Raw genomic sequence first — 15,517 nt, 5'->3', positions numbered from 1 at the left:
GGATGTTCGAGTCGTTGCGGATGGGGCCGACGTTCGCCCGGGGCCGCCGTGACGAGCGGGCCGGGCATGTGCGCAGCCTGACCGTGTCCAGCAGCCTGGCCGTCGCGCTCGTCCGGGGCCCCGACGACGCGGTCGCCTTCCGGTCCCGGATAGCGGTCCGGGCGTTCGGGGCCACGGATTGGTCGCGGATCGAGAGAGCCCTGGTCGCCGAGGCGCGCTACGTTGCCGGGCTGCTCGACGGCCGGATGCCGCCGGGGATCGAGGCGGTCTTCGCGGAGTCGGGGCTGGCGCTGCTGCCGCTCTCGCTCGACGAGGTGGCGATGGACTGCACCTGCGAACGCTGGCCGATGCCGTGCGCGCACCTCGCGGCTACCTGTTATGCGCTGGCCCGGGCCTTCGAAACCGATCCGTTCGAGGTGTTCACCTGGCGCGGGCGATCACGCGACGAGTTGCTGATGCGCCTGCGGCGGTTGCGGGAGTCGGCGGCGGTGTCCTCGATGGCCGGACAATCGTCGCAGTCGCAGTCGCAGTCGCAGTCGCAGTCGCAGTCGCCGGCGTCGGCGTCGGCGTCGCCTGGGTCTTCGTCGTCTGCGGGGGCGCGGGCCGGGGCGGGGGCAGGTTTTGCCGGGCTGGTGGATCCGGATGATCCCGGAGCGTTCTGGGGGACGGAGGCGCCGGCCGTGACGGAGAGTTTTTCGGGGGTGCGGCCGGATGCACTTCTGGACCAGCTGGACCCGCCGGCGCTCAGCCATCACGGCAAGCCTGTGCATGAGGTTCTGCGCCCGGCCTATCGGGCTTTGCCGGACGACGAGGGGGTCTGACGGCTCCGCGGGCCGCGCCGAGGCGTCGTTCACCGCCGCGATGCGGCTCCGCGGGGCGATCTTGGGTGGGTGAGGAAGGTGCCTGGCGGAGGTTGCGGGGGGTCGTTACGGTGGAGGGGTGAACTGGTTCGAGGCGTTGTGGCGCTTGGTCAGCGTGCTGACCGAGTCCGGCCCGACTGGTTTGCTGCTCGGGGCGGGTGCCGTTGCCGGTGTGCTGCTGGTCACCGTGCTGACGGCCAGTGTGCTGATGGGCGGGCGTGCCGCTGCCGGCAGTCCCGGGGTGAGCCGCCGTGTGCTGCGGGAGCGTGCCCGCCGCACCGGGATTCCGCGTCATCGCGATCCTGACGCCGACGGGCGGACCAGGCCTCGAGGACCCACTGTGGCCCTCGCGGCCGCCTGAGCGCAGATCCTTTCGCCGCTCGCCGGCCGCTGGAGACCGTCAACGTCCCAGCTCCCCGGAGGGTCACCCCACCATGTCTCCTGCCACGTCGCCTACTGCCATGTCGTGTTCCGCCACTTCGTCTTTTGCCACTGCATCGTTCGGTGAGGCCGTCCGATGATGGACCTCGTCTACACCGCCATCTCCGCGATTCTGCTCTTCTGGCACGCCGCCTGGTACAGCGTGCTCGGCGCCGCCGACGCCCTCGGCACGTCCTGGGCCTGGGTGCTCGGCATCGTGCTGCTGGTCCTGACCGTGCGTATGGCACTGTTCCCGCTGGTCACCCGCCAGATCAGGTCGCAGCGCGCGATCCAGCGGGTCCAGCCGCAGATGAAGGCTCTGCGCGAGCAGCACCGCGGCGATCCGCAGACCATGCAGGCCGAACTGGTGAAGCTGTACCGGACCGAGAAGATCAGTCCGTTCGCGAGCTTCCTGCCGCTGATCGTGCAGGCGCCGATCCTTTTCGGCCTGCTGCATGTGCTGCGCCACCTGCGACCGAGCATCACGAGCGAGACCTCCCGCACCCTGTACGGCTGGACGCTCACCCAGTTCGACAGCGCCGTGCACGCCAAACTGTTCGGCGCACCGATCGTTGCCGGGTTCACCTCGTCCGGCGGGCTCGCCGTCAAGATCGTCGCCGGGGTGCTGATCCTGGCGATGACCGCGACGACCTACCTGACCACCCGGCAGATGATCCGCAAGACCGGTCCGGCCCAGGACCCGCAGGGCCGCCTCATGCAGGGCATCATGCTGTACGGCTTCCCGGCGTCCCTGCTGATCTCCGGGTTCATCTTCCCGATCGGCGTGATCCTGTACTGGTTCGTGCAGAACGTGTTCGCTCTCGGCCAGCAGGCGTGGATCCTGCGCAAGTACCCGCCGGTGCCGACGGCAGAGCCCGCCTCGAAGCCACAGCAGGCGGGCCCCGCCCCGAAGCCACAGCAGGCGGGCCCCGCCCCGAAGCCGCGGCAGGCGGGAGCGGCGCCGAAGCCGCGGCAGGTGGGAACGGCGCCGAAGGTGGGAGCGAAACCGGTCCGGAGGGCGGGAAACAGTCGCGCCGGCGCCTGAGCATCGTCACAGCCGTGGATGCCTTGTACTGCCGGCGGGGCCGTCTGTACGGCCAGCAGGTGGATCGTACAAACGGTCAGTTTCCCGGAAAAGCACCAGGACGCCCTTTTCGTCCATGATCCGCTAGTCCGGTCATGGCAGTTTTGTCCTGAAAAGGGTGTGACATGAACAAAGCAATGCGTTGGCTGGCACTGACCGGTGCGAGCGTGGCCGCCGGTGCGATGATCGGATCGAGTGCGGCCCAGGCCGCCCCCGCCGTGAGCGCTTCGACCGGTTCCGCGACCGGTAACAGCGTGCAGAGCTGGAACTACGACGACGACTACGTGTTCGGGCCGTTCCGCGGTAAGTGGGAGTGCAACCGGTTCGGCATGTACGGCGACCGGATCGGCGCCTGGGACCGCTACTACTGCTTCCCGTCGTTCTACCCGGGCAGCGGTCGCGGCTGGTACCTCAAGGTCCAGGAGGACTACTGGCAGTGGGACGACTGGGACGGCGGCTGGGACAACGACTGGCCCTACAAGCCGAACTACATCGGTGGGCCGCTGAGCTTCGACGGCCCGCACCACGGCGGCCGGCCGCACCACGGCTTCCCCGGTAAGGGCCACCCCGGCTTCCCCGGTAAGGGCCACCACGGAAAGGGGCACCCGGGTAAGGGCTTCCCCGGCAAGGGGCACCCCGGCAAGGGTCACCCGCACAAGGACTTCACCGGGCCGAACTTCGGCGACTGACGTCTCTTCGGTAAACGGCGGGCCGCTCCACCTCGGTGGTGCGGCCCGCTGTCAGCTCCGGTTCCTGTGCCCACTCACCAGGCGACGGGCGCGTAGTCCTTCAGGAAGCAGCCGTAAAGGTCCTCGCCCAGCTCGCCGCGGACGATCGGGTCGTACACCCGGGCCGCGCCGTCGACCAGGTCGAGCGGGGCGTGGAAACCCTCCTCGTGCAGCCGCATCTTCGTCGGGTGCGGCCGCTCGTCGGTGATCCAGCCGGTGTCGACACTGGTCATCAGGATGCCGTCGGCGAACATGTCGTCGGCGCTCGTACGCGTGAGCATGTTCAGCGACGCCTTGGCCATGTTGGTGTGCGGGTGACCGGCACCCTTGTAGCCGCGCGCGAAGATGCCCTCCATCGCGGACACGTTCACCACGTACCGCCGGGGGAACGACGACGCGGTCATCGCCGCACGCAACCGGCTGACCAGGATGAACGGCGCCGTGACGTTGCACAGCTGAACCTCGAGCAGCTCCAGCGGGTCCACCTCGTGCACCCGGTCGCTCCAGCTGTTCGTCGAGGTGGTGTCCGGCACCAGGCCGCCCGCGTCGATCGCCGTGGACCGGGCGGTCAGCGCCAGCGAGGTCACCTCGTGTGCGGACAACTTCCCGGCCGCGGTCAGCACGGCCGCCGGTGACGCCGCGCCGAGCGTTGTCGCCCCGCCGAAGAACTCCAGCTCCGGAAGCGGGCCGTCGGGCAGGGGAGCGGACTCGGCCGCGATCAGCTCCGCATAGGCGCCTGCTGTACGCCGTACCGTCTGGGCTGCGTTGTTGATCAGAATGTCCAGCGGCCCGCGCGCCGCCACCGACTCGGCCACGCCCACCACCTGCGCCGGGTCCCGGAGATCGACACCCACGACCCGCAGCCGGTGCAGCCAGTCCTCGCTGTCCGGCATCGCTGCGAAGCGGCGGACGGCATCGTGCGGGAACCGCGTCGTGATCGTCAGATCGGCGCCGTCGCGCAGCAGGCGCAGCGCGATGTACATCCCGATCTTGGCGCGCCCGCCGGTGAGAAGCGCCCGCCGGCCCTTCAGATCGGTTCGCGCGTCCCGCCGCGAGTGGTTGAGCTCCGCACACGACGGGCAGAGCTGGTGGTAAAAGGCGTCCACCACAGTGAAACGCTGTTTGCAGACATAACACCCACGGGCCTGCTTGAGTACGCCGGCGCTGGCCCCGCGCACCGAACTGCGCAACGGAATCCCCGCGGTCTCGTCGTCGATCCGGCCGGGCGCACCCGTCGCCGTCGACTCGGTCACCTCGCGGTCGTTCGCCAGCACCGCATCACGGCGATCCCGGCGGCGCTGCAACTTCGCCGTCTTGAACAGGCCACCGACGGCGCGGCGCACCAGCACCGCGTCGGGATGCTCCACCGGCAGCGCCTCGATCTCGGCCAGCACGGCGAGACAGGCCGCCAGGCGCTCCTGATCAACGCCGACGGCCTCCGGGCCGACACCCATTCCCACGTCCCCCTCTGCTCCTACCGCAGGCACTGTACTTACTCGCTGTCCTATCGGCGGAGGGTGTCCGTGGGCAAGGGGCGTCGGTCACCCGTTTTCGTGTTTTTGCCCGGTGCTTGGTGTTCGCGCTGCTTTGGTGGTGCGGTTGCTCGGGTCTTGCGTCGCTGGTTCTGTTTTCGCCTGGCTCGGCGTCGGCGCGCCGGGTGTCAGGGTTGCGGGGCGGCGGGATCGGGGTCGGGCTCACCGGCCGGCTTGCGGTTCGGTTTCTTCGCCGGGGCCGGGTGGTCGGCCAGGGAGGCAGGCCGGCGGACCGGGCGGTCGTACGGGTCCTCGCCCGGCCCGCCCGTCCAGGACTGCGAACGCCCGTTGCCGCCGCGCCGGGCGCGCCCGGGTTCGTCGTCGGCGAGAGAGGCGGGGCGGTTCGGCTGCTGGTCGGGGGTGGAGCCGCTCAGCCAGTCGTCCAGGGTTTTCGGTCGCCGGATCGCCGGACCGGCTGACGACACGGGGGCTGACGACACGGGGGCTGACGACACGGGGGCTGACGACACGGGGGCTGACGACACGGGGGCTCCGGAGACGGGGCCTCCGGAGACGGGCGAGGAGGAGACGGGTGCTGCGGAGACGGGGGCGGACGGGAGGTCGTCGAGGGTTTGCGGACGGGCGGGGGAGGTGGGTTCGGGGCCGCCGTTCAGCCATTCGTCGAGGGTTTGGGGGCGGCGGATGTAACCGGGTGCTCCCGAGCTGACAGGGGCGACGCCGGCAGTGGCTGCGCTGGCGGGTGCGGTGTCGGCGGGTGCTGGGTCGGCGGGTGCTGGGTCGGCGGGTGCTGGGTCGGCGGGTGCTGGGTCGGCAGGCGCTAGGTCGGCGGGTGCCGGGTCGGCAGGCGCTGTTTCGTCGGTGCTTGAGGACGCGGCGGTCGGCGAGTCCGCGCTGGTGGGCGTGGTGGTCTCGCTCGTGCTGGTGGGCGGCGGGGCGTCTTCGGGCGTGGGCGCCTCGGGGGCGGGCTCTTGCGTGGGGATGGGCTCTTGCGTGGGGATGGTCAACGGCTCCACGTCCTCGATGGGTGAGGAAGGGGTGGTGGCGGGATTGTAAGCGCCCCAGGCGACCGGTGCGTCCGCCCTGGCCGGGGATTCTGCCCTGACCTGGGGCTCTGGAGTGATTTCGGGTTCTGGGGTGATCTCGGCGGGGGTGAGTGGCTTGGGGAGGTCGTCGAGCGTTTGGGGGCGGTTCGGGTCCTGGGTGGAACGGTCGGGCTTGGTGCTCAGCCAGTCGCCGAGGGTTTCCGGGCGGGAACCGGGGCGCTCGGGGATCGGGTACGGCAGAGCGGCCTCAGGCAACCGGGTGACCGGCTGCCATGAGGGCTCGGCCGGGGTCTCCGACTGCCAGGAGGGCTGGGCGGGAACTTCTGGCTGCCACGAGGGCTGAGGCTGTGCGGTGGGGGTGGCCGCGATGGGGGCGGGGAGGTCGGGGAAAAGGGGGTCGTCGGTGGCACCAGCGGTGCGGTCCAGCCAGCCGAAGCCGTCGGGGCCGGCTTCTGACAGGTCCGGGATCCGTGGGTCGGCGCGCCAGGCGAAGGGGTCCTCGGAGGTTTCCGGCTGTGCGGCCGACACGGGTTCGCCGGCGGGCGAGGGTTCCGGCGTGGGCTCGGGGGCGGGCGAGGGCTGCGGGGTGGGCTCGGCGGGAGTCCAGGCTTCGGGATCTGGGGTGGGTTCGGCGGAGGTCCAGAGTTCGGGTTCGGGTTGAGGTTCCGGCTCGGACGTGTGCTGGGCTGGGGTCCAGGGCTCGGGCTCGGGTTCGGTGGGCGGTGCTTCGGGAAGCTGCTCGACGGTGGCGGAGGCTGAGGAGGTTTCGGAGTCTTCGGAGGCGGACGGCACCTCGGCCTCCGCCTCGACCTCGGGCTCGAGTTCGGTCTCCGCTGCGACTTCGGGCTGAGGCTCGGGCTCAACCTCGGGCACAACCTCGGGCACAACCTCGGGCGCGGGCGCGGGCGCGGGCGCGGGCGCGGGCGCGGGCGCGGGGGCGGGTTGGGGCTCGGGGTCGGGCTCGGATGTGGGGTCCGTCGTCGCGGCCATGTGGGCTTCGACCTCGGCGAGGATGGGGGCCGGTTCGGCGGCGGCGGCGATTTGGAGTTCTACCTCGGCGAGGATGGGCTGGACTTCTTCGTCCGCTACCTCGGCGAGTGCCGGGTCGGGCTGTTGCGGGTCCGGGGTGGGTTCCTCGGGCACCGGCGCGAGCGTGGGACTCGGGTCGTCGGCGACACCGATGGCAGGCGGGGGAGCCTCGTCGAACACGGGATCTGTATCGGCCGGGGCTTCGAGATGAGGCTGAGGGGCGAGCGGTGAGAGTTCAGGCTCGTCGCCGTCCGTTGAATCCAGGCTGTCCCGCACAGGCTCCGTGTCCAGCGCTTCGGCGTCCGAAATCGGCTCAGCTTCCAGATGCGAAACGGGCGAAGGCGAAACGGGCGAGGGCGAAACGGGCGAGGGCGAAACGGGCGAGGGCGAAACGGGCGAGGGCGAAACTGGCGCAGGCGAAACGGGCGAGGGCGAAACGGGCGCGGAGGAAACGGGAGAGGACGGGACCGGGACCGGGGGAACGGGGGTGGTGGGCTCGGGAGAGGAGGCCGCAGGTGGTGGAGGGAATTCGGGGAGTGCTTCGCCCGTACCCCTGAAGGGAGCGACCAACGGCAACCTGGCCGTCACCTCGCCAGGGCCCGCGGGCAGGGCCGCGACCGCGCCGCCTGCCGGGGACGTCGCCTGCTCGCGCTCCGCGAGGTAATCGAGCACCGCGTTGTAGTCCAGTACGACCGTCTCGGACGGAATGCTCGGGCCGCTGACCGGAAGTGATGAGCCGTTGCCGTTGCCGGCGGTCAGGGCGGCCGCGGACGCACCCACCGGCAGGGCGAGTGTTCCCGAGATGACCGCTGTCTCGTCCGGGGCCGGCGAGTGGGAAGCCGGGGAGTGGGCGCCGGCCGGCGGTGGGGGAGCGCCGGCCTCCTCCTCGCCCGCGTGCTCGGCTAGGCCGGCGCGTTCCTGGAGGCGGCGCAGGGGGCCGGGAGCCCACCAGGCGGCGTCGCCGAAGAGGGCGAGTACGGCCGGGACCAGCAGCATGCGGACGATCGTCGCGTCGAGGAGCAGGGCGACGATCATGCCGACGCCGACGAAGCGCATGGTGGTCACGGAGGAGAGGGCGAAGGCGCCGGTCACCACGATGAGGAGCAGGGCGGCTGCGCTGATCACCCGGCCGGTGCGGGAGAGGCCCAGGGTGACCGCCTCCTTGGAGGAGGCGCCGCGGATGCGGGCCTCGACCATGCGGGACAGCAGGAAGACCTCGTAGTCGGTGGAGAGACCGAAAACGACCGCTGCCATCAGGACCACGATGCCCGCTTCGAGGGGGGCCGGCGTGACGTTGAGCAGGCCCGCTCCGTGCCCCTTCTGGAAGATCCAGATGAGGATGCCGAACGTGGCGCAGAGGCTCAGGGCGCTCATCGCCACGGCCTTGATCGGCAGCAGGATCGAGCCGAAGGCGAGGAACATCAGGATGAGCGTGGCGCCCACCAGCAGCCCGATCATCAGCGGCAGCTTCTCGGCCGTGGCGTCGAGGCTGTCGACGTTGCGGGCGGTGGCGCCGCCGATCAGGACCTCGGCGTTCTCGGGTGCCGGGAGGGCGCGCAGGCTCTCGATGACGGTACGGGCTTCGGCACTGAACTCGTCGTCGCTCTCCAGGGCGGCGTTGAGGACGACCACGTCCCTGCCGGTGCCGGCCGGGCTGACCTGGGTGATGCCGCTGATGTCGCCGGCGGCCCCGGTGAACTTTTTGACGTCCGGCCGCTCGCCGTCGGTGCCGCGGACGACGATCTGCACGCCGTCGGTGCTGAACTGCGGGTAGTCGGCCTTGAGCGTCTCGATCGCGACCCGCGACGGGTCACCGGCGGGCAGCACCCGCTCGTCGTTCTCGCCGAAGCGGGCGTCGGTGATCGGCAGTGCGAGCAGCAGCAGGACACCGAGGATCGGTACCGCCACCAGGACGGGGCGGCGCAGCACGAAGCCGGCCATCCGCTCCCAGCCGGACGTGCCGCCGGAACCCCGGCCCGGCAGGCGGATCGGGATCTTGTCGACCTTCGGGCCGAGGATGGCGAGGATCGCGGGCAGCAGCGTCAGCGAGAGCAGTGCGGCAAGGAAGACGGCGGCGAGGCCACCGTACGCCAGCGACTTGAGAAAACCCTGGGGGAACAGGAGCAGACCGGCGAGGGCCGTCATCAGCAGGGTGGCGGAGAAGACCACGGTACGGCCGGCGGTCGCCACGGTACGCCGTACCGCCTCAGCCGTTGGATGGCCGGCCTGCTCCTCCCGGAACCGGCCCACCATGAACAAGCCGTAGTCGATCGCCATGCCCAGGCCGAGCAGGCTCGCGACGTTGACGGCGAACGAGTTGACCTCGTGGGTGAGCGCGACCGCGTTCAGGACGCCGAGCGAACCCAGTACCGCGGCGCCGCCGACCAGCACGGGCAGCGCGGCGGCGACCAGCGAGCCGAAGATCAGCAGGAGCAGGATCAGCACGATCGGCAGCGAGATCATCTCGGCGAACGCCAGGTCGTCGGTGGAGCGGGTGGACGACGCGTGGCCCAGGGGCACACCGCCGGCCAGTTCGACGCGGGCGCCGGGAACCGCGAAATCGTCGGCGATTTCTGCGTACGCCTCCATCTTCCCGGCGTCGTCATCACCGGCGAGGGTGACCACCGCGACCGCGCTGGACTTGTCCTCGGCGGCGAAGCGCGCCGCCCGGCCCTCCCAGTACGACGCGTGCGCGGTCACCGACGACTCGGGCAGCGCCGCGAGCCGTTCCTTGATCCGCTTGGTCAGCGCCGCGTCGTCGATGGTGCCCTGGTCCGGCGTGTAGATCGCGATGACGTCGCCGCTCTGGCCCCCGAGGGCCGTGGCGACCACGTCAGAGGCTCGCGCGCTCTCACTGCTCGGGTCGTTGTAACCACCCTCGGAGAGCTGACCGAAAACGCCGAAGCCCCAGACACCGGACCCGATGACCGCGACGAGCGCGATGATCAGTACCGGCCACCGGAGCCTGGCGACCCGCGATCCCCAGCCCGCGAACACAGGTTCCCCTTTCTCGGGAATACGTCAGCTCAGGGCGGCGGCGTACAGGACGACCCCGCCGCAATCCTCGCCGTACGACTCCTCGGTGATCCACTTCACCGAGATCTTGCCAGTACCCGTTGCGCGGTAGTTCACCGTGTAGGAAGCCGTGGTGATTCCGCTGCCACGGTGGGTGATCCGGTCGGTCACGACCTCCCCACCGGTGGACAGCTCCATCTGCAGCAGCCCCTGTCCCGCGCCGACGCCGACGTACAGCTTCAGCGTGCTGATGACCGTTCCTGCCGGTGCCGAGAGCGTGAAGCCGTCACCGGCGCCGCACAGCCGGATCCCGCTGGTGACGTTCTTCGCGGTGCCGAGCGGGCTGCCGCCGGTCCAGCGGTAGCGGTCGGGGCCGGCGTCGTCGCGCGTACGCGGGGAGCCCGGAGTGCCCTCGAGGATGGCGAAGCCGCCGTCCTCCTTGCGTTCGAGGGCGTATTTGCCCTGCTCACCCCAGTGCACCCAGTCGGACGTACCCTCCGCGGGCAGATTCACCACCTCGGGTACCGATCCCCGCTCGAAAATGATCGAGTTGACCGGGCGGACGCTCGGTGACGGAGAAGCGCTCGGCAGGGGGATGGGGACCTGGGCGGCGGTCGGCACCACGATGGGTGGTGCGACAGCGGGGTCGGGGTTGTCGGCGGTGTGGGCTCGGACTACCAGACCGAAAGCGACCACTGCGAGGACGCCGAGGAGGATGACCGCCGCCGGGGCCACGTGTTCCTGCCAGCCGTGCTGTCCCTTGTGCCACCACTCCTTGTTCCACCATCGATGCCGCGGTTCCGGCCGCGGTGGTTCCGGCCGCCGGTACGGGACCAGCTCGCCGCGCCGGGAGTGCGCGGGCGTGTGGTCAGGCCCGGAAGTCTGATCGGGCACAAACCCTCCAGATCGGGCGGTTTTCAGGCGGCGAGGGGCCGCAGGGCCATGAAACGATCTCATCTTGCGTGGCGACAAAGAAGAGGGGGTGGCCGGACGGGGACGTACGGGTGATCATCCGCATCGGCGATTCGGAGGAGGTTCCTGGTGGCATTGCTCCCCGTGCCGAGTACCGTGTCCGGAGTTTCCGACAACCAGGACAGGGGATCTTGCAATGAGTGACCAGACCGGTTCGAACAGCAAGCGCCGCGGCCGCGCCGTCGCCGGCGCGCTTACCGGGGTGCTGGTCTTCGCAGTGCTGTCCGTGGTTTTCTTCCTGCTTCGCCCGAGCAGCGATGACACGCCGGCCACGACTGAGGCGGCGGCAACGCAGGCGGCTCCGGCGTCGGCTGCTCCGGCTCCTTCCGCGGCTGCTCCCCCGGATGCTGTTCCCTCGGCCGCTGGTTCTGCCAAGCCGCCCGCTTCCGGGAATCCGCTGGAGCAGGAGCCCGACGTGAAGCCTGGCACCGGCACGGTGAGCAAGACGACCATCACCGAGATCATCGCCGGCACCGGCCCGGTGGTGAAAAGCGGTCAGACGATCACCGTCAACTACAAGGTCATCCAGTACACGACCGGCAACCTCATCGACTCGTCGTGGGGCAAGGAGCCGTTCTCAGTCCCGATCGGTGTGGGCAACCTGATCAAGGGCTGGGATGAGGCGATTCCCGGTCAGAAGGTTGGCAGCCGGATTCAGCTGGATGTGCCCGCTGCTCTTGCTTACGGTCCTGAGCAGGGAGATCTCCGCTTCGTCGTAGACATCCTCGACGCGAAGTAGCCGTCTGGCCGAGGCGGGCGGTCTCGGTTGCGCTTACTTCTTTTTTGGTACGACCGACGGACAGCTCTCGAGGGTCAGCGCGACGGCCTGCCCGGTCCAGCCAGCGCGGCGGCCGCCGGGCTGGGCTGCCTGGTCTCGCTCCGAAAGTCCAGTCCGGGCGGCGGTGTTCCGCCGCCCGGAGGCACACGTTGAGTTCTCCGTGTGCGCCTGCCCCTGCGTCGGGGGTGTTCGGTCGGGGGTGTTCAGTCGGGGGTGTGAGCGCACACGTTGAGGTTTTGTGCGCTTCTACACAGGTCCTGACCTCAACCAGCGCGCACCCAACCCGAACGTGTGCGCCTGTTGCTGCCGATCGTTCGCGCCCCGCACCACGGCTCCGGCTAATGACCCAGGATCCTAGGACGCGGTACGGGGTGTGCGGGGTTCAGCGGAGACATGCGGCGATGGTGAAGCGGCTAAAGGTCGGTGACGATGATGTCGAGGGCTCGGGGCTTGGCGGGAGGGGCCGCAGACTCCTCGACGGTGTACTTCAAGTCCCGCAGAGCGGTGATCAGCTCGTCGATCGAGGCCGGGGAGGCGGCGTTCTCGGCGAGGCTGCGTACCAGGCGGCCCTTGGTGGCCTTGTTGAAGTGGCTGACCACTGATCGCTTCGGGACACCGCCGACGACCCGCTCGTGAAGGACACGGAGTGAGGCGGCTGGGGCGCCGGCCGGCGGGGACCACATCGCGGCGTACGCACCGGATCGCAGGTCCAGAATCGGGACGCCGGCGCCGGCCGCGTCGAGTTGCCGGCGAAGAGCCTTCTTCCAGTACGCGGTGAGCCCACCCACCGGCGCCGGCAGTGTGACACCCACCGAGCAGCGGTACGCCGGGATCCGATCGCCGAGACGCACCACGCCCCACAGCCCGGAGAACACCACGGCCGTACGGTCGAGCCACTCACGGGCGGCCGGGGCGAGGGTGGCCGGGCCGAGAGCTTCGTACAGAACCCCGGTGTAGACGGAGGCGGCCGGGGCGGCCGGCGCCCCCAGGAGCTCGGCGTTGCGGGTGATCTCGGCGCGCTGGCCGGCGGTGAGGCCGAGGGCGGCGAGCGAGTCGGCGATCGACCGTTCGCTGGTGCGGCGGCAGAGCGCGACGAGGCGGTTGAGCACCCGGGTTCGGGCGGTCGCGAGCTGGGGCAGCCAGAGGGTGGCCGGGTCGACGGGATCGCCGGTGGTGGCCGGAGTCTTGCCCTCGGACGGGGGGAGCAGGATGAGCACGCGGCGAGACTAGCCTGGCCCGGGCAGGCTGGGCACGCGGCGCGACCGTCCCCGGCCGGGCGGGCTGGGCACGCGGCGAGACTAGCCTGGCCCGAGCGGGCTGGGCACGCGGCGCGACCGTCCCCGGCCGGGCGGGCTGGGCGGGCTGGGCGCGCGGCGCGAGTGGGCGGCGCGCGAGCGGGGACGACAGGCTGGGGGACCCGAACGCGGCGCGAGTGGCAGGGCGAGCGGGATGGGCACGCCGCGCGGTCAGCGGCTGGGGCCGTCGGGGCGGTTGGCGAGGGCGTCGGCGATGCTGGGGTAGACGCCGATGCGGTTGGTCAGGCCCACCGTGTCGAGGAGGCGTTCGAGGAACTCGCCGGGGGAGGCGAGGCGTAGCCAGCCGCCGGCTGCGCGGGCCCGGTTGTGGCCGACGACGAACGTGCTCAAGCCGATCGAGTCGCAGAACTCGATGCCGGACAGGTCAACCACCACGCGTGGTGCTGGTTGGGACAGCGCCTCGTCGAGTTTGCTGGCGAGGCTGGGCGCGCTGTCCAGGTCCAGATTGCCCCGCACCGTCATCACGACGGCTTGGGGGTCTTCGCTGGCGGGGCTCACGGCGACGTACACGGGGGAACCTCCCTTTTCTACAGGATCCCCGACTGCCCAAAAAGTGACGCCACGTCACTTCCCGCCGGTCAACGGCATGGCTACCTTCGTCTTCACGGTGGCACGGTCGAGGCCGCCGACGCGGATCGTGAAGGCGATCTCATAGGTGCCGGGAAGGGGGAACGTGACGGAACCTAGCGCGTGGTGGACCTGATTGAGGGGCGGCAACCGGTCCTTTACCGCTTCGAGGTCCTGACCGGGCAGGGGTGGAGATCTCGGTGGGCAGGGGCTCGCCCTCCGGGGCGTAGAGGAACGCGTGCACGATGTTGTACTCGCCAGCCTGGGGCGGCGTGGGCGAAGGCCGGGGTGGCGTGGGCGTGGGCGACGGCCAGCGGTGGCGGCCCGCGGTGGCGGGGCTCAGTGCCACCGCGAGAAGTACGGGGAGAAAGAACATGACGAGGAGGAGAGGATGACGAGGAGAAAGAGCAGGGCGAGGAGAAAGAGCAGCACGAAGTGAAACAGGAGTGCCGTGTTGCGAACCCTCGTCACACCAGGTAGTTCGGATAGGGGGCGCGGAGGGTTCAAGGGGGCCGCCTCTGGATACGATCCGGCAAAGCTCCACGCTCCCGAGGAGGCCTCGATGTCTGTCCACCCGCGCGCCGGTAAGCCCGCCGAACCGGCCGATCTGATTGACGTCCCCAAGGTCATCTCGCGTTATTACACCGAGCATCCGGATCCCGCTCAGGCGGGGCAGGGGGTCGCGTTCGGTACCTCCGGTCACCGGGGTTCCAGCCTGCGCAGCGCTTTCAACGAGGATCACATCGCCGCGACCAGTCAGGCGATCGTCGAGTATCGGCGGGAGCAGGGCACGTCCGGTCCGTTGTTCCTGGGGCGCGACACGCATGCGCTGAGTGAGCCGGCGATGATCACGGCGCTGGAGGTGTTCGCCGCCAACGATGTGACTGTGCTGATCGACAGCCGGGACGGGTATACGCCTACGCCTGCCCTGTCGCACGCGATCCTGACGTTCAACAGGTCGTCGGCGAAGAAGGCGGACGGCGTGGTGGTCACCCCGTCGCACAATCCGCCGGACGACGGCGGGTTCAAGTACAACCCGCCGAACGGCGGGCCGGCTGACACGGACGCGACCAAGTGGATTCAGGACCGGGCGAACGCGCTGATCGTGGGCGGTCTGAAGGATGTGCGGCGGGTGAGTGCGGCGCGGGCGCGGGAGTCGGCCACGGTCTCGGGGTACGACTATCTGGCCACGTACGTCGACGATCTGCCCTCGGTGATCGACGTCGAGGCGATCCGGCGGGAGGGTGTCCGCATCGGTGCCGACCCGCTCGGCGGGGCCAGCGTGGCGTACTGGGGTGAGATCGCCGAGCGGCACGGGCTGGACCTGACCGTGGTGAATCCGTCCGTGGACCCGCGGTTCGGGTTCATGACCCTGGACTGGGACGGCAAGGTTCGGATGGACTGCTCGTCGCCGTACGCGATGGCTTCTCTGATTGAACAGAAGGATCGTTTCCAGATCGCCACGGGCAATGACGCGGACGCGGACCGGCACGGCATCGTGACGCCCGACGGTGGGCTGATGAACCCGAACCACTACCTGGCGGTGGCGATCGGCTATCTGTTCCGCGCTCGCACGGACTGGCCGGCCGCGGCCGGGATCGGTAAGACGCTTGTGTCGTCCTCGATGATCGACCGGGTGGCCGCCGACCTGGGCCGCCGCCTCGACGAGGTGCCGGTCGGCTTCAAGTGGTTCGTGCCGGGGCTGCTGGACGGGTCGATCGGGTTCGGCGGTGAGGAGAGCGCCGGTGCGTCGTTCCTGCGGCGCGACGGCAGCGTGTGGAGCACCGACAAGGACGGCATCCTGCTCGACCTGCTGGCCTCGGAGATCATCGCGACCACCGGGAAGACGCCGAGTGAGCACTACCGGGAGCTGACCGCGCGGTTCGGTGAGCCGGCGTACGCGCGGATCGACGCGCCCGCGACCCGTGAGCAGAAGGCGATCCTCGGCAAGCTGTCGCCGGAGCAGGTGACCGCCAAGGAGCTGGCCGGCGAGCCGATCACCTCGGTGCTGACCAGCGCGCCCGCCAACAACGCGGCGATCGGCGGGCTGAAGGTGGTGACCGAGTCCGGCTGGTTCGCGGCCCGGCCGTCCGGCACCGAGGACGTCTACAAGATCTACGCGGAGTCGTTCCACGGCCCCGACCACCTGGCCAGGATCCAGGAGGAGGCCCGCGCGGTGGTCACGGCAGCGCTCGGAGGCTGAGGGGGAGCG

11 protein-coding genes are annotated in these 15,517 nt (G+C 70.2%); 6 read left to right on the top strand and 5 right to left on the bottom strand.

Annotated elements, in window-relative coordinates; translation table 11 throughout:
• Positions 1–2: 2 nt before the first annotated feature.
• The 4 genes from ACFQV6_RS37375 (at position 3) to ACFQV6_RS37360 (ending at position 3,053) form a co-directional block, all read left to right on the top strand.
• Positions 3–821, top strand: coding sequence for a hypothetical protein (locus ACFQV6_RS37375; protein ID WP_378032421.1), 819 nt, complete (start codon positions 3–5; stop codon positions 819–821).
• Positions 822–939: 118 nt separating this feature from the next.
• On the top strand, positions 940–1,221 hold the full coding sequence (locus tag ACFQV6_RS37370) for a DUF6412 domain-containing protein (protein WP_378032420.1): 282 nt from the start codon (positions 940–942) through the stop codon (positions 1,219–1,221).
• 159 nt (positions 1,222–1,380) lie between these two features.
• The gene (gene yidC / locus ACFQV6_RS37365) at positions 1,381–2,325 is read left to right on the top strand and encodes a membrane protein insertase YidC (RefSeq protein WP_378032444.1); all 945 of its coding nucleotides are present in this window, start codon (positions 1,381–1,383) and stop codon (positions 2,323–2,325) included.
• A 164-nt stretch (positions 2,326–2,489) separates the two neighbouring features.
• Positions 2,490–3,053 (top strand): hypothetical protein, encoded by a 564-nt coding sequence (locus tag ACFQV6_RS37360; protein WP_378032419.1) that lies wholly within the window; start codon positions 2,490–2,492, stop codon positions 3,051–3,053.
• A gap of 74 nt (positions 3,054–3,127) precedes the next feature.
• Here the strand turns inward: ACFQV6_RS37360 and ACFQV6_RS37355 are convergent, their stop codons facing one another.
• The 3 genes from ACFQV6_RS37355 to ACFQV6_RS37345 form a co-directional block, all read right to left on the bottom strand.
• The gene (locus tag ACFQV6_RS37355) at positions 3,128–4,546 is read right to left on the bottom strand and encodes an SDR family NAD(P)-dependent oxidoreductase (RefSeq protein WP_378032443.1); all 1,419 of its coding nucleotides are present in this window, start codon (positions 4,544–4,546) and stop codon (positions 3,128–3,130) included.
• 206 nt (positions 4,547–4,752) lie between these two features.
• Complete coding sequence (locus tag ACFQV6_RS37350; protein WP_378032418.1) at positions 4,753–9,654, bottom strand: MMPL family transporter; 4,902 nt, start codon at positions 9,652–9,654, stop codon at positions 4,753–4,755.
• A gap of 24 nt (positions 9,655–9,678) precedes the next feature.
• Positions 9,679–10,566 (bottom strand): hypothetical protein, encoded by an 888-nt coding sequence (locus tag ACFQV6_RS37345; RefSeq protein WP_378032417.1) that lies wholly within the window; start codon positions 10,564–10,566, stop codon positions 9,679–9,681.
• 214 nt (positions 10,567–10,780) lie between these two features.
• On the opposite strand from ACFQV6_RS37345, the gene ACFQV6_RS37340 reads away from it, so the two are divergent.
• Positions 10,781–11,383 carry an FKBP-type peptidyl-prolyl cis-trans isomerase gene (locus tag ACFQV6_RS37340; protein WP_378032416.1) on the top strand — a complete coding sequence of 201 codons (603 nt, stop codon included), beginning with the start codon at positions 10,781–10,783 and terminating at the stop codon, positions 11,381–11,383.
• A 452-nt stretch (positions 11,384–11,835) separates the two neighbouring features.
• On the opposite strand, the gene ACFQV6_RS37335 is transcribed toward ACFQV6_RS37340, so the two are convergent.
• Together ACFQV6_RS37335 and ACFQV6_RS37330 are read right to left on the bottom strand one after the other, a co-directional pair.
• Positions 11,836–12,639 carry a YaaA family protein gene (locus tag ACFQV6_RS37335; RefSeq protein ID WP_378032415.1) on the bottom strand — a complete coding sequence of 268 codons (804 nt, stop codon included), beginning with the start codon at positions 12,637–12,639 and terminating at the stop codon, positions 11,836–11,838.
• 249 nt (positions 12,640–12,888) lie between these two features.
• A complete protein-coding gene (locus ACFQV6_RS37330) occupies positions 12,889–13,248 on the bottom strand; it encodes an STAS domain-containing protein (RefSeq protein ID WP_378032414.1) in 360 nt (119 codons plus the stop codon).
• 619 nt (positions 13,249–13,867) lie between these two features.
• On the opposite strand from ACFQV6_RS37330, the gene pgm reads away from it, so the two are divergent.
• On the top strand, positions 13,868–15,508 hold the full coding sequence (gene pgm / locus ACFQV6_RS37325) for a phosphoglucomutase (alpha-D-glucose-1,6-bisphosphate-dependent) (protein ID WP_378032413.1): 1,641 nt from the start codon (positions 13,868–13,870) through the stop codon (positions 15,506–15,508).
• The last annotated feature ends 9 nt before the right edge of the window (positions 15,509–15,517 follow it).

This window comes from Actinoplanes sp. GCM10030250 (assembly GCF_042666575.1).
Classification (GTDB): domain Bacteria; phylum Actinomycetota; class Actinomycetes; order Mycobacteriales; family Micromonosporaceae; genus Actinoplanes.
This window is presented reverse-complemented; position numbering and strand designations above follow the sequence as displayed.